Annotated in this window: 8 protein-coding genes and 4 tRNA genes; 2 read left to right on the forward strand and 10 right to left on the reverse strand. The window is 55.7% G+C overall.

Annotation, left to right across the window (positions count from 1 at the left end):
* Window positions 1–12 precede the first annotated feature (12 nt).
* A complete protein-coding gene (locus tag CPH17_RS00410; protein ID WP_096297789.1) occupies window positions 13–6,981 on the forward strand; it encodes an LPD38 domain-containing protein in 6,969 nt (2,322 codons plus the stop codon).
* Here CPH17_RS00410 and CPH17_RS00415 read toward each other — a convergent pair.
* The 9 genes from CPH17_RS00415 to uvrY form a co-directional block, all read right to left on the reverse strand.
* On the reverse strand, window positions 6,960–7,532 hold the full coding sequence (locus CPH17_RS00415; protein ID WP_096297791.1) for a hypothetical protein: 573 nt from the start codon (window positions 7,530–7,532) through the stop codon (window positions 6,960–6,962). The genes CPH17_RS00410 and CPH17_RS00415 overlap by 22 nt on opposite strands.
* A gap of 104 nt (window positions 7,533–7,636) precedes the next feature.
* Window positions 7,637–8,209 (reverse strand): hypothetical protein, encoded by a 573-nt coding sequence (locus CPH17_RS00420; protein ID WP_157742933.1) that lies wholly within the window; start codon window positions 8,207–8,209, stop codon window positions 7,637–7,639.
* Between the two features lie 148 nt (window positions 8,210–8,357).
* Window positions 8,358–9,593 (reverse strand): tyrosine-type recombinase/integrase, encoded by a 1,236-nt coding sequence (locus CPH17_RS00425; RefSeq protein ID WP_096297795.1) that lies wholly within the window; start codon window positions 9,591–9,593, stop codon window positions 8,358–8,360.
* 161 nt (window positions 9,594–9,754) lie between these two features.
* Window positions 9,755–9,841, reverse strand: a tRNA-Leu gene (locus CPH17_RS00430).
* A 32-nt stretch (window positions 9,842–9,873) separates the two neighbouring features.
* Window positions 9,874–9,947: transfer RNA gene (locus CPH17_RS00435), tRNA-Cys, on the reverse strand.
* A gap of 88 nt (window positions 9,948–10,035) precedes the next feature.
* Window positions 10,036–10,110 (reverse strand) — tRNA-Gly (locus CPH17_RS00440).
* A gap of 85 nt (window positions 10,111–10,195) precedes the next feature.
* A complete protein-coding gene (pgsA, locus tag CPH17_RS00445) occupies window positions 10,196–10,744 on the reverse strand; it encodes a CDP-diacylglycerol--glycerol-3-phosphate 3-phosphatidyltransferase (RefSeq protein ID WP_074395922.1) in 549 nt (182 codons plus the stop codon).
* Between the two features lie 95 nt (window positions 10,745–10,839).
* Entirely contained in the window at window positions 10,840–12,654 is a 1,815-nt protein-coding gene (uvrC, locus tag CPH17_RS00450) for an excinuclease ABC subunit UvrC (RefSeq protein WP_096297798.1), read from the reverse strand.
* Between the two features lie 46 nt (window positions 12,655–12,700).
* Window positions 12,701–13,351: a UvrY/SirA/GacA family response regulator transcription factor gene (gene uvrY / locus CPH17_RS00455; RefSeq protein WP_074395924.1), complete on the reverse strand. Its 651-nt coding sequence runs from the start codon at window positions 13,349–13,351 to the stop codon at window positions 12,701–12,703.
* A gap of 244 nt (window positions 13,352–13,595) precedes the next feature.
* Here uvrY and CPH17_RS00460 point away from each other — a divergent pair.
* A tRNA-Ala gene (locus CPH17_RS00460) sits at window positions 13,596–13,671 on the forward strand.
* A 93-nt stretch (window positions 13,672–13,764) separates the two neighbouring features.
* On the opposite strand, the gene argF is transcribed toward CPH17_RS00460, so the two are convergent.
* Window positions 13,765–14,685 (reverse strand): ornithine carbamoyltransferase, encoded by a 921-nt coding sequence (argF, locus tag CPH17_RS00465; RefSeq protein WP_096297800.1) that lies wholly within the window; start codon window positions 14,683–14,685, stop codon window positions 13,765–13,767.
* Window positions 14,686–14,829 lie beyond the last annotated feature (144 nt).

A 14,829-nucleotide genomic window follows, 5' to 3' on the forward strand; every position in this document is an offset into this window, starting at 1 on the left:
AAGGAGCCGCGTGTGAACGCCGCCGACCAAGAAAGCAAAACGCCCAAATGGACTGACGTCGCCCGCGATCCTGATTTCCAGGCATCTGATTGGCAAACCAAGCAGCGCGTTCGCGGCGAATTTTACCGCCGAGCCATTGAGCCCAATACGCCAAAAGAAATGCGCAGCAAGGTGCAGAGCGAGTTTTTCAACCGCACCGCGCGGGATGTTTTTGGGGAGCAAGAAAGTAACGAGCGCGAAAACCTGAAAGATAGCGAAAGCCTTAACGCGGGCTATGGCGGCGGGCTGACTGACCAGCGCGCACTTGAAGAAAAGCGAAAAGGCCGCGGCATAAAGCCTAGTGATGCCGGCTTGTCGATCCCGGATGAAATGATGGGGGAGGATGATTCGCCAGGATTGGCGGGCAACGCCATGCGCAATGCCGGCGAGCGCGGATTTGATCTTGCAGGCAATGCTCTCCAGTTCATCGGCAACATGGCCGAGATGGGCGAGGAAATGCTCACTGAGCACCTGGGCGGCATTAATCCAGGCGTTATCGGCGGGCAGTCCGAGGCCATGCGTGATCGCGGTTATGAGCCAGACGTTGAAGTGGCAGGGTATGGTCTTGATTTCACTACCCGAGCAAACCCACAAGACACCAATACCGGCATGGTCGAGGCAGGTCAGGCCGTCGAGGACGTCGAGCTTGGGTATCGGCCCAACTTTACGATTGACCGCGCGCTAGATAGCCCCAGTATTAAAAACCTAGCAGGCGCGGCGGCGGAGCAGGGTCCGGCGGCGCTTGCGGACATGGCGGGCCTTGCAATTAACCTGCCCGCTTATCTGGCCGCCCGCACCCAGGAGATTGGCGAAGGCCGGGTCGAAAGCGATAACCGTGAAGGCATGCCCGAAGGTCGGGATTACGCCGTTTCTGGGCCAACGGCGGCGGCGTCGGTCTTACTGGATCGTTTTGCGCTCGGGCGTTTGCTGCCAGGCGGGGAAAATGCAGTTAGCCGCGCGCGGGAAATTCCTGGCGCCGTTGGTCGCGCCGGGGTTACCGAGGCCACTACAGAGGCTATTCAGGAAGGCGGCATTGAATACGCGGGCGAATCAGTCGGTACCGAGCTAGGATGGAACGCCTCCGAGGCCGGGCGACGCTCTGCCGGGGGCGCTATTGTGGGCGGTCCGACAGGCGCCGCCGTTCGCGCGGGAACTGCCGCCGTCGAGGCAGGTGGTGATGGACAGCGAGCAACCGGCCAAGAGGAGGCAGGCGACACAGAAAGCGAGTCTCAGCCAACAGCCCAAGACGAGGCAGCCTCACCGGAGGCTGAAGCAGCTAATTACGAAGCAGTGGGCGCGGCGGCTGAGCTTATTGCCAAACCCAGGTTTGAGCTGTCATCAGCCGAAAGAGAAGTGCGCGACTCCATCAGTTATGGTGATGCCTTCAAAGCCCTGCGAGCTGAAGCCGAAGGGCGAGGCGATAATGACGCTGTGGCTGAGCTTGACGCAGTTAGTGGCGAAGTATCATCCGCACTAGAAGCAGAAACCATGGCGCGTGCGCGCAACGATAGCGAAGCTTTTGCGCCTATCCGTGAGCAGTTACAAAGCGCATCCGAGCGCTTCACGCGCGTAATGGATCGCCTTAATGCCCCCGAGACTGAAAGCGAAGCCACCGCGTCAAATGCTAACGAAGATGGCAACTCCCAGTGGGAAGAGGCGTGGCGCGACCAGGCGGCAGAAGACGGCATTGCAGATTACGATCCCAGCGTCGACCTTCCTGATACTGAGATTGATATTGATGGCGAGCAGCAAACGGCCGAACTGGCGCAAGGCTCAGAAGCGGTTGAAGCTGGCGTAATGGAAGGCAGCCTCAGTGAGGCCCCCGCCAATAACGACGATGGCGTTGGTGCGTCCGCCGATATTGATCGTGCTGCCATGGAGACCAACCCCGATCCCACTCCAGCACAGGCGGAAGCAGGCAACTACCGAAAAGGTAAGGTTCAGCTTAACGGCTTTGATATTGCCATTGAGAACCCCAAAGGATCTACGCGCCGCGGCACAGATCCTGAAGGGCGGCCATGGGAGAGCAGCATGGCTCACCACTACGGCGACATCAAAGGCACCAAGGCGGCAGATGGCGATAACCTCGATGTGTTTGTGGGCGACAATCCCGAATCTCAGCGCGCATACATCATTGATCAGGTCGATGCCGACGGAAACTACGACGAAGCCAAAATCATGCTGGGCTTTGACTCGCTTGAGCAGGCTCGTCAAGGCTATCTCGCCAACTATGATGAAGGCTGGAGCGGACTGGGTAGCATCAATGAAATGCCCGTGGACGAACTCAAAGTATGGACGCGGGAAGGCGCGACAGATAAGCCCTACGGAGATATCCAGGTCCGGCCCAATATCTCATCAGTGGAAGGCCGGCAGGAAGGCGAGGCCGTTGCCGCGAAGACGCCAGAGCCAATGCTAAAAACTGACGGCACGCCCTTTCAGACCCGCCGCGCCGTCGAGCTATCGCAGCGTTTCCGCAACACGCCCAACGCACAGCCCGTTGAAGTGGATGGCGGGTGGGGCTTTGCGGCGCAGCAGTCGCCCGAGCCGGGCTCTCAGGGAGAGGCGGAATCCGTCAGCGTGGACGACAGCACTCTTGACATGGAAGCCCAAACTGAAGAGAGCCTGGCGCAGCGCGAGCAGCAAACGCAGCAGGCCGAGCAATTCGAAGCCGAGCAGCGCCGCCAAGAAGAGCAGCGCGCCCAAGCCGACCGTGATGCCGATGACTTTGTGCTCAGCGGTAGCAGCCGGCCTAATGATATCGCCGAGGCACGCGGGCAGACGGATATTTTGGGCGCGCAGCCAGCAGAAAGCGCCCAGACAGAGCCTACGCCGACTCCATCACGGGCACGTAAGCCACGCAAGCCTGAAGCGTTAACGCCTCGTCAGCAGCGGGTAAGTGACGCGTTTGGAGGCGCGGCCACCGGTGACACGATCAGCCTTTTGACCGACGTTGGTTATTCTAAGCCCGGGAACACTTACACCATTGATTCGATCAACAAAGATGGCACGCTTCAGGCCACTAATGTTGAGCGCGGCAGCTCGGTATTGATCAGCCAAGGGGAATGGACGTCGGCAACTCGGCGCACCAAAGCCCCTGTAGCAGAGGTGGTTAGCAAAGCCGCCTCAGACGATACCCGCTATTCAATGGCCGGTGAGGGCGCCGCTGTGCCACAAGCGCCCCGCGCGGCTGACATAACAGCAGCGCTAAAAGGAAAGCCTGAGCTTGCAGATACTCAGGTGGTGCAATCTGCCTCTGAGCTTCCGCAAAACGCACTCATGGGTATGATGCTGCGCGGCATTGGCCTGGGCGATGTTCGCGGCATATTTGTTGGCGGCGAGCTGTACGTTGTTGCCGATAACATGGCTAGCGTTGACGAAGCTGTGCGCACGGCCGTTCATGAAGCAGTCGGACACAAAGGCATGCGTGGCGCGCTGGGTAGTGAGCTGGAACCTCTGATGCTTGAGGTATACAAAAGCCACACTCGATCACAGGCAGGGCGAGAAAATATCGCCGCTATCCAGGAAGCGTATCCGTTTATCGATGTAACGAACCAAAAAGGGAAAGTGACGCTTGCCGAAGAGCTCGTGGCTCACTATATCGAAGACAGCAATGGCAGCCCAGCGCTAAGCCAGCGCATCAAGTCCACTATTCGCCGCCTGCTTAGGAAGTTTTTCCCCAACATTGAATGGCGTACAAGTGACATCCTGGCATTAGGCGAGCAGTCCCGTCGCTGGCTGCGTCGCCAGCAGGCGAAGCAAGATATAGGGGAGCAGGATGGCGCGCTATACAGCCTAATGGAGCGGCAGTCCTCACTCAGTGCGCGCGATATTGCCAAACAGTTGCGCGACGAGTTTCCTGGACTAAAGCTGGATATGGCGGGGCGGAAAGATCGAGCCACGATTTCACGCATCGTCGCTCCTACGCAAAGCGAAGGCACCGGCTCAGCTGTTATGCGCAAAATTACTGACTGGGCAGATGCCTCCGGCAAGACGTTAGCGCTTACGCCATCCAGAGACTTTGGCGGTAGCGAAAAACGGTTAAGTGATTTTTATAAGCGCTTTGGCTTTGTTGAGAATAAGGGTAAAAACAAAGACTACGAGATCAGCGAGACCATGTATCGCGAGCCAGACCCGGGCGCCGGCGAGATGCGTTTTAGCATCAAGTCATCAAAAGGCACGCCTGGCGGCAAGTTTTCCTCGACCGATAGCACTAACTTCGGGATGCCTGATGAGTCTTTGGCAGATACTGCTCTCAGAAAGATGGCCGACAAAATGCGTCCGCTCAAAATTCTTGAAGACGCAATGCGCCGAAGTGGTCGTGAAATTGAAGAAGAGGCAGACGCCTATTTAGCTGAAGAATTGTTCCACGGCAAGGCTGAATACGACCTTCGACAGCTTCGCGAAAACTATGTTGAGCCGCTTGCTCGTGGTCTCGCCAGCTCTAAAATAAGTCAGTCCGAGCTGGATAATTACCTTTATGCGCGCCACGCCCCGGAGCGTAACGCAACCATCGCAGAGCGGAACCCTGATAAGCCCGACATGCAGGATGGCGGATCAGGTATGACCAATGCCCAAGCGGCTGAAATTATCGATAAGGTGGCTAATTCCGGCAAGCAGGCGGATTACGACCGCTTGGCCAAAATCGTTTACGACATGACGCGGTTGCGTCGCGACGCAATACGGGACGGCGGCCTAGAAGACGACTCAGTCGTGAACGCGTGGGAGTCCAGCTGGCAGTATTACGTTCCGCTCAAGGGAAATGCGGCTGACGAGCCAGGCCGGCCAAGGACGGGACGCGGCTTTGAGGTTAGTGGTCGCGAATCGCGCACTGCGGCAGGTCGCAAAAGCATTGCTGACTCACCCTCCTCTCAGGTAATTGTTGACGTAAACGAGTCGCTTATTCGCCGGCGCAAAAACGAAGTCGCGCAGTCGTTGCTTTCGCTGGTGACTGATCACCCAAATCCCTTGCTCTGGGAAATCTTTACTGACAGCAACCCAGACACGCAGCGCACGCCGGTAACCATTACTGACCCCGATACAGGCAAAAACCGTATTGAGGTGCAAGAGCGTCCCGTCAATATGCAGGGCAACGATAAGTACTTCAAAGTGAAGCGGGCAGGGCGCGCCTACTACCTCAAGATTCATGACGAACGATTGATGAATGCTATGCGTAACGTGGGGCCCGAAAGCAACGGCCTACTGATTCGCTCGGCTAGTGCGGCTACTCGCGCATTGTCAGCCATGATGACCAGCTATAACCCTGAGTTCATGCTGAGCAACTTCACCCGCGATGTTCAAACAGCACTACTGAACCTGACCGCCGAACAGACGCGCGACGACGGCAAGATCAAGGGTGAAGCCATTGTTCGCCAGACCGCACGCGACATTGGGCCTGCGATGAAAGCGGCATGGAGGGGCCTGCAGAATAAATCGAGCAAAAACGATACCGGGCGAGAATGGGACACCTGGTTTAAGGAATTCCAGGAAGACGGCGCCAAAACGGGCTACTTCGACATGAAGGATATTAGCTCTCAGGCCAAAGAGATCCAGTCCATGGTGCGTCGCGCTGACGGCACCACATTGTCCCACATGCTGAAGGCGCGAAAGAAAACCGCCGACTTTGTTGAGAACATGAACGGCGCGGTTGAAAACGCGGTGCGTCTTTCTGCCTATGCTAACGCGCGCCGCGCTGGCATATCTCGCAAGCAGGCGGCCAGTCTGGCCAAGAACATGACGGTCAACTTCAATCGCCGCGGCGAGGCCGGTACCGCCCTGAACGCCGCCTACATGTTTGCCAACGCCTCCATACAAGGCACCATGAATTTCGCCCGCACCATGGTGACAACCAAAAACACGCCTGAAGGCAAAAGCCCGATGAACGTATGGGCACGCGCTAACATGGCTCAAAAAATCGCTTTTGGCATGGCGTCAGGCGCTTTTGCTTTAGGCTTGCTCAATCGCTGGGCGTCAGAAGAAGACGAAGATGGCGTGCTGTTCTATGACAAAGTCCCTGATTACGTCAAGGAGCGCAATATTGTCATTATGAGCAGCCTATGGGGCGGGGAGCCTGACGACTACGTCTCGATACCACTGCCCTACGGGTATAATTTCTTCTCGGCCATCGGCACGCAGGCGGAATCAGTTGTTGCGGGCACGACGGACGCGACCGAGGCGGCCAAAAATTTAGGCCTAGCTATTATGGGTAGCTTTTCACCTATCGGATGGGAAGACTCAGATAGCGCCACCGGGCTGCTCATGAAGAACATTACGCCAACGCTTGTTCGGTCATTCGCCCAAGTAGGCTTTAATGAAGATTTCGCAGGCAGGTTGATCTACAAAGATGACTTGCCGTTTGGTACGCCAACGCCAGACAGCTCTCGCGCCATGCCGAGTACGCCAGAGCCTTACAAAGCGATCGCTGGCTTCCTTAATGAAGTGAGCGGAGGCAGCGAATACCGAACCGGTAGTGTAGATATAAACCCCGATGTCATGCAGCACTTGGTTAATTATTACGGGGGTGGCGCCTGGGGCTTTGTGGAGAAGACATCAAGCTTTGCGGCACGCACTTTCTCAGGAGAAGAAGTGGAGCGGTACCGGATACCGTTTGCCGGCCGATTTGCCAGCAGCACTTCGCCTTACCGCGATCAAGGGTTGTTTTATGATCGCCGTGATGAGCTAGGGCAAATCGCCAATGAAGCGGATGCGCTAAAAGGGCGAGAACGAATAGACTTCCGGCGCGACAATATCGAAAAGATACGGTTATTCAACCGAGCCAAGAATATCGAAAAGCAGCTGCAGGAGGATCGCAAGCGGAGAGACCGCGTCCAGGAAACCGAAACGCTCAGCGAAGAGGCTAAGAAAAACCGTATAGAGCTGATAGAAAGGCAGATGAAGCGACGTGTTGATGAGTTCAATCGGCGCTATAACGATCTTTCTGATTGACGCTTGCTTGCATATTCGTGGCCAAGGAAGGCTGCTATTAACCACCAGGAAAGCATCAGGAAAACAAATACCCATCTGGTGATGGCGTACTGCAACAACAAAGGCGAAAGCGAAAATATAGCGACATAGCCTGCAAGCATGAATATCAAGCTGCATGTCGTCGCATTGAGGTGGGCTATGTGTTTATCAACTCTATCTGAAAAGCGCATAGGCTCAACCAGCGGGTTTATATCAAAGTGGCCACCGCCAGATCGAGCGATTGCCGTGGGCAGCCACTTTTCTTCCCACTGCCGGAAATCTCGCCACTCGACCGCGTGCCAAGCGTAAAGCCCTGCGGCTATACCTGCTGGAAAGGCGCCGTATGCCGCATAGCTATGCATCCAAGACTGCTGCCCGCTCCATGGGTACTGGATAAAGAACACGGCTATCGTAGTCATAAGTCCAACGAGCACGCCCAGGCCAGTTCGATATTCAATGAGTGATCGGCTGAAAAGGATTTTTCTTTTTTCATGCTCATTGAACAAGAAGAGCGTGCACGGGTTTTGATACATACCATCCTCGGCGAGCGGCGTGAATTTGAATAATTCTCTTCATGCTAGCTGAAACGCAGAGAACAGCGAGGGCCTAATAGCAACCTTTTGATATTTAAACCGTTCTAGCACCCGGAAAGATTATCGAAGCAGCTATCGTTCGGCGCGGTGCGCAGATGGCCTTCCACTATCGTGCCGTCTTCCCTTAAGTAGGGCTTGATATACTGATGGCGAGGCGGCTGCCCATAATTGAGGCTACCGGAAGCAAGCCCCATTCCTATAGCGGCCTGTAGGCCGCGCATCCTTTCCTGGTGGTTGCTAAACCCTTGGGCCGCCACATGGTAATCCATAAGCTCTAGTCGATTCTGGCGAAGCCACTCCGACGTCTTCATCGGCTGTGCGGCTCCAGAGCTTTCCATCATAGCCCACATGCGCGCACCGTAACGCTTCGCGCAGTTCGCCAGCCAAGCCTCGGCATCCTCCATCTTGCGCTTAGCGGTCAAGATGGGCGCGGTGCTAGTGCCGCCCTCTGATAGTCTTCCATCCATTTCTTCAAGTACGTTGGCGCGAATCCTTATGAACCCACCTCCGCAATAGCTCATGGCGTCATCGGCCCCAGGGTGCTCAGATGGCGAGATAGATACGCTGTTAAGCTGGTATTGGCTCAACTCATCAAGCCTTTTTTTAGAGGCCTCCATGCTGTCTCTGAATTGCGCTCCGGCACACCCTGCCAATAAAACCGCTGAAGCTATCACTAAGGCCTTGCGCATCATTCCCTCGCTATTCGTGTTTTCTCCACGATAGCCGAATGAGGACGGGTGTGCGAGGGTCTGGGAGGGCTGGCCGCTAAGGCATGACCTGATCGCGGAAAGCTTGCCTAGCTTCTTCGTCCATGCCGTCCGCCAGCGCATCCAAGTAGTCGCAGTACCACTGCATCATCACTTGGCGCTGCGCAAAGTAGGCCGCTTGGTTGTAGACGCCAGCAAGCCCCGCTTCCTTGTGGGCGAGCTGCGCCTCGACATAATCGCGATTCCAGCCGTGCTCGCGCAGCAGCGTGGATGCTGTGTGACGTGATCCGTGGCCAACCATCCTATCCTTGTATCCCACCAGCTTGATCACCTTGTTAAAGGTGGCGTCGCTCATGATGGTATTGACGGCGCCCTGCCCGGGAAACACCCAGCGCTGCCGGCCTGTGACTTCATGCACTTCGTTTAAAAGCTGGATGACCTGGCGCGGAAGCGGCACCAGGTGATCGCGCCTGGCCTTCATTTTCTCGGCCTCGATCGTCCATACGCCGTTATCAATATCAACTTCCGACCATTCCATGTGCCGAACCATACCAGGGCGTGAAGCCGTATAAAGGATGATCCAAACCGCCTTCACCACAATGCCACGGCTTTTTGATTGCCTGAGTGCGCGCAGGAAGTCGGGCAGCTCCGGTTCAAGAAGGTGGGGGTAGTGCTTGGCCTTGGGCGGCTCGGCGGCAATGTGGCGAAGCTCACTGGCTGGGTTGAGCTCGCATTTCCCTTGCGCAACAGCGAGTGAAAATATCTGACTCAACCAGGAGCGCACTTTGCCGGCGATAATGTGAGCGCCGCGGTTCTCAAAAGAGGCCTGAACCGCGGCGCAGTCGCGCCGCGTGATCTCATCCAACGCCTTGCCGCCAAGGGCTGGCAGAATATCCTTGTCGAGGTAGAGGCGCATTTGTCGCGTGGTGCCATGGGCACGACCAGCATCTAGCTTACGCTGATACCAGTTTTCGGCCGCTTCAGAAAAAAGCGGCTTTTCTTGTATCCGGTCCGTGTATCCCTTGATGTCGTGACCATCGGCAAACAGCTCGAGCAATTCCTGCGCTTTCTTGCGTGCCAGCTTTCCTGAAACGTCAGGAAAGGCCCCGATGCCGTGCCAAGCCCACTTGCCATCAGGGCGCTTGTAGCGAAGGTTCCACGATTTTGAGCCATTGGCGCGCACGCGAAAGTAGAGCCCCTTGCTGTCCTTCTCCTGATAATCTTTATCTTCCGGTTCAAGCGATGCAAGAACGGTGTCCGCAAGCGGGCGGCGCTTTATCTGGGTGCGCTTCATTATTGTCTCCGTGTATCCAATATTCTGCAGGATACAACCGAGGATACACAATACAAGCTATTTATCTGGGTGTATTTGGTTAGATATGGGGAGAAGCAGAAGGGAAATAATAGCGCTTTCAGTCGCTTATGATGGATTTGGGTAGATATGGTTTGCTGGGATGGTGCCCGGAGCCGGACTTGAACCGGCACGGGGTTGCCCCCGAGAGATTTTAAGTCTCTTGCGTCTACCTATTTCGCCATCCGGGCAGCGCAGCGATGGGAATCGGTGCACTTAAAAATGGAGGCTGGAGTCGGAATCGAACCGGCGTACACGGAGTTGCAGTCCGCTGCATAACCACTCTGCCATCCAGCCTCATTGAGTCGTTGGAGCGGGGAAGTAGATTCGACCGGGCTGGCGTTCCAGCTCCCGACCCTCACCTGATTTTCCACACAATCCAAAATGGAGCGGGAAAGGAGATTCGAACTCCCGACCCTCGCCTTGGCAAGGCGATGCTCTACCACTGAGCTATTCCCGCTCGACTCGAGGGCGAATTATACGCAACGCATTTCGCTTGTCAATCAAACATTTCCGGCACTGAGGCGCGTTTAAGAATCAGCGACTTACATGGAGCGACTTAAATGCGGCCAAGCGGATTTGAGGTATTGAATCATCGACCAGAGCGTTAAGATAGCCGCTGCATAAAGTATCACCACACCTAGGTGTGCTAGGGGGTTGTCGGGGGGGAAGGCGAGCAGAACCAACAAGGCGACCATTTGTAGGGTCGTTTTTAGCTTACCTATCCAGGATACCGCCACCATACCTCGCTTGCCCATTTCCGCCATCCATTCGCGTAGCGCTGAAATGACGATTTCGCGTCCGATAATAACCAACGCGGGAAGCGTTAATAGTAGCGTATCAAAGCGCTCTATTAGCAGCGCTAGCGCGACGACCACCATCAGTTTGTCGGCGACCGGGTCTAGGAAGGCCCCGAACGGCGTGGATTGATTCCAGCGGCGTGCCAAATAGCCATCGAGCCAGTCTGTCACTGACGCAAGGCCAAACAAGCCAGCGGCGATGGGCATGCTCCAACTGAAGGGCAAATAAAATAGCACCACCAGCAGTGGAATAAACGCGATTCTAGCGAGCGTTAAGAGGTTGGGTATATTCATCGCGAACTGCGATCCTTGCCGTGGGGTCATGGAAACAAAATGGTAGGTGTCATTCTATCTGCCTTGGCCGATGGCATCTATGTTAACGATGCGTTTTATCGGTGAAGAGCGCTATAAATATTCTCGGCCAGTGCTTCGCTTATGCCTGGAACGCGGGCTAGCTCGGCGCGGCTGGCTTTTTGTACGCCTTGTAAGCCACCAAAAAAGCGCAGTAGTTCACGCCGCCGCTTGGGACCGACATTGGGGATATCCTGCAGCGTCGACGTACGTCGTGCCTTATCACGCTGGGCACGGTGGCCAGCGATGGCAAAACGGTGGGACTCGTCGCGAATATGCTGAATAAGATGCAGCGCTGGTGAGGCTGGGTCGAGCGGCAATGGATGATCTGGCGTATCGATAAAAACGCTTTCCAGGCCGGCTTTACGGGTGGTGCCTTTAGCCACACCGAGCAGCGTGATTGTGTCGATAGCCAGCGTGCTCAATACCTCACGGGCCATATTTAATTGTCCTTTACCACCGTCGACAATCAAAATATCCGGCGCTATGGCTTCGCCATTTTTAATCCGCTTGAGGCGGCGCGTTAGCGCTTGTTGCATGGCGGCGTAGTCGTCACCTGCTGCGACCCCTTCTATACGGAAGTGGCGGTAATCGCTTTTGCGAGGACCCTGCTGATCGAACACAACGCACGAGGCAACCGTTGCCTCGCCGTGACTGTGGCTGATATCAAAGCACTCCAGCCGCTGGGGAGTTTTCTCTAGCCCCAGTGCCTGTTGCAAGGCGCTGAAGCGCTCGCTCAGTTGGCTTTGATTAGCAAGCTGCGAGGCTAGCTGTTGTTCTGCATTGGTCATGGCCAAGTGCTGCCATTGGGCGCGGTGGCCGCGAACCTGACTGGTGACCCGGATGCGTTTGCCGGCGTGATGCGAGAGGGCATCCGCCAGCAGGGCAGTATCTTCGAGCGGGTGGCTGGTGATCACTTCGTTTGGAATGTTGTGCGGCTGGCCGAGATAGTACTGGCTGACCACCTCGGTGAGTAGCAGCTCCGGCGTCAGGTCGAGGTCGTTCTTGGGCATGTGGTGGCGCGCGCCGAGTAACCGCCCGTCGCGCACGCTTAGCACCGAAATGCCCAGTGCACCTGGGCGCTGGGCCAGTGCGAAGATGTCCGCATCACCGCTTTCGGTGTCGACAAACTGGCGCTGCTGGAGCTGGCGAAGCTGCTGTATCTGGTCGCGAAAGCGTCCGGCTTCTTCAAAATCCAACGCTTGGCTTGCCGCCTCCATCGATGCGGTCAGCTCCTGAGTGACGTGCTCGCTTTTGCCTTCCAGACACATCACGGCATGCTCAACGTCGCGACGGTAATCTTCAGCGGAGATGTAATCGACGCAGGGGGCGCTACAACGCTGAATCTGATACTGCAGGCAGGGGCGCGAGCGGTGAGCGAAAACGCTGTCTTCGCAGTTACGGATGCGAAAGATCTTTTGCATCAGGGCAAGGCTTTCGCGTACCGCGCCGCTGCTGGGGTAGGGGCCGAGGTAACGTCCATCGCCACGTCGTTGACGGGCGCGTTTGTATTCGAGAGCGGGGTAGGGGTGTCGGTCGCTGACAAACACGAAAGGGTATGATTTGTCGTCGCGCAACAATATGTTGTAAGGCGGGCGCAGTTCCTTGATCAGGGTCTGTTCGAGCAGCAGTGCTTCCGTTTCACTGCGCGTGACAGTAACTTGAACGTCCGCGATGCGCCCGACCATGGCCTGGGTTTTGGTGTTGAGTTGGCCACGGAAGTAACTGGCTAAGCGAGCTTTTAAACGCTTCGCCTTGCCGACATAGAGGGTGTTTCCTGAGCTGTCTAGCATGCGATAGACGCCAGGAGATGTACTAACCGTGCTTAAAAACTTTTTGGCATCAAAGGTCATAGTCAAGCGTTACTGCCTTTATTGCGGCTCAATGGCTAACGGGAAATTAACCTTCCGCTCGATCAAACCCTTCTACCAAGCCATGGCGTAATGCAAGGTGCGTTAGCTCCACGTCGGTGGCTACTTGGAGCTTTTCAAACAGGCGGTAACGATAGGTATTGACTGTTTTAGGGCTTAGATGCAATCGGTCGGAAATATCCTGAACCCGCTGGCAGTTAACAATCATTAGCGCTATTTGCAGCTCGCGGTGCGACAGTTGGGTGAAAGGGCTGTCTTCGGTGTGAAAGTGTAGCATGGCAAGACGCTGGGCAATCTCTTGGCTGATGTAGCGTCGGCCATGAAACACCTCGCGAATAGCGTTGACCATTTCAGTGGCGTCGGTGCCTTTGCTCAAGAACCCGGAAGCGCCCGCTTCCAACATGCGTCTGGCAACGTTATCTTCTAGATGGCCGGTTAGGATCAACACTTTGATATCTTCCATACCGCGATGAATGCGGCGGGTGGCTTCCAGGCCGCCAATCCCCGGCATGCGGATATCCATCAATACTATATCGGGTCTCAATTGGCGACACTTGGATACGGCACCTTCACCGTCGTCCACCTCACCTACAATATGAATATCACACTCATCATTCAGTAGGTGGGCAATACTTGTTCTCACCAGGTGGTGGTCATCGGCAATTAAAACGTTGATCAAGGGACTAGCTCCTGCATTGAAACGTCACAATACGTAAGCGGTGGGTTCAGAAGCCGGGTCGGTGTCGCGTACACCCCATCGTCCGCCAAACAAGCAGGCTAAATGTGACTATATGACCCTGTTAGTCCTATAGAGTGCCACAGCTATCGCCAAAGGAGAATTAGTAACCTGTGAAATACGTAAAACCTTGACCCGTAGCATATGGCATCGTAGTATGCGCCTCGCTGTTGCAACGACAGCATGTGGGGCCTTAGCTCAGCTGGGAGAGCGCAACACTGGCAGTGTTGAGGTCAGCGGTTCGATCCCGCTAGGCTCCACCAAGCATATTATAAAAAACGCCTGACCGATTTATCGGCCAGGCGTTTTTTTATGGCGGTTTGTCAAGGTGTTATGAACAAACAATGCGTCTGTTGTTAATCACTTACTTTGCCCAGCAGCAGGAATTCGATAAGCGCTTTTTGAGCATGAAGGCGATTGCCGGCTTCTTGCCATACGACGGCACGTGGGTCGTCTAAAAGGGTGTGGCTAATCTCTTCACCGCGATGGGCGGGCAGACAGTGCAGAAACAGTGCATCTGGCTTGGCGCTATCAAGTAAAGCTTCGGTGACCTGAAAGCTGGCAAAGTCAGCTGCACGTATGGCCTGTTCTTCCTCTTGCCCCATGGACGCCCAAACATCGGTGGTGATTAGATCGGCACCGTCGGCAGCCGCTTGCGGGTCGTGGAGTAACGTTACGTGGTCGCCAGCCGCTGCCATGATGTCAGCACGAGGCTCATAGCCCTTGGGGCAGCAAACTCTTAGATGAAAACCGAATTGACGCGCGGCATTGATCCAGGAGTGGCACATGTTGTTGCCATCGCCAATCCATACCGCAGTGCGGCCTTTTACGCTGCCGCGCAGCTCGGTCCAGGTCATGACGTCGGCGAGCAACTGGCAGGGATGGTAGTCGTCGCTCAGCGCATTGATCACGGGAACGTCGCTGGCCTTGGCGAAGGTTTCCAGCCCGGCGTGGGAGAAGGTGCGGATCATTACCGCATCGACCATCTCGGCCAGCACACGGGCGGTGTCTTCGATGGGCTCGCCGCGGCCCAACTGCGTATCACGGGGAGATAGAAACAGCGCATGGCCACCAAATTGTGCCATGGCAGTCTCGAACGACACGCGCGTACGCGTGGACGATTTTTCGAAAATCATCGCCAGTGTGCGGTTAGGCAACGGCGTGTAGCGCGGCCCTTGCGCCTTTAGGTTGCTCTTAATGGTGATGGCACGCTGGATTAAGTAGTGTAACTCGTCGGGCGTTAAGTCAAGTAACGTCAGGAAATGGCGTGTCGCCATGAAGGTAGTCTCCGCGCAAAAACCCTATCCTAGCGATGCCCTGGGGGATGCGCAACGTGGTTGGCACGCGTAGAATGACAAACACCGAATAAGGTTGAGCAGTACGCTCGGGTATTTCATTATGTCGCCGAATGCATGCTGCAC

Origin of the sequence: Halomonas sp. hl-4, assembly GCF_900215475.1 — a bacterium.
Classification (GTDB): Bacteria; Pseudomonadota; Gammaproteobacteria; order Pseudomonadales; family Halomonadaceae; genus Vreelandella.

What these genes read in the sequence shown, in the direction of transcription:
- argF (WP_096297800.1), bottom strand. Translation starts at nt 14,685, where the DNA reads ATGGCGACACGCCATTTCCTGACGTTACTTGACTTAACGCCCGACGAG.
- CPH17_RS00420 (WP_157742933.1), bottom strand. Translation starts at nt 8,209, where the DNA reads ATGGAGGCCTCTAAAAAAAGGCTTGATGAGTTGAGCCAATACCAGCTT.
- pgsA (WP_074395922.1), bottom strand. Translation starts at nt 10,744, where the DNA reads ATGAATATACCCAACCTCTTAACGCTCGCTAGAATCGCGTTTATTCCA.
- uvrC (WP_096297798.1), bottom strand. Translation starts at nt 12,654, where the DNA reads ATGACCTTTGATGCCAAAAAGTTTTTAAGCACGGTTAGTACATCTCCT.
- CPH17_RS00425 (WP_096297795.1), bottom strand. Translation starts at nt 9,593, where the DNA reads ATGAAGCGCACCCAGATAAAGCGCCGCCCGCTTGCGGACACCGTTCTT.
- CPH17_RS00415 (WP_096297791.1), bottom strand. Translation starts at nt 7,532, where the DNA reads ATGTATCAAAACCCGTGCACGCTCTTCTTGTTCAATGAGCATGAAAAA.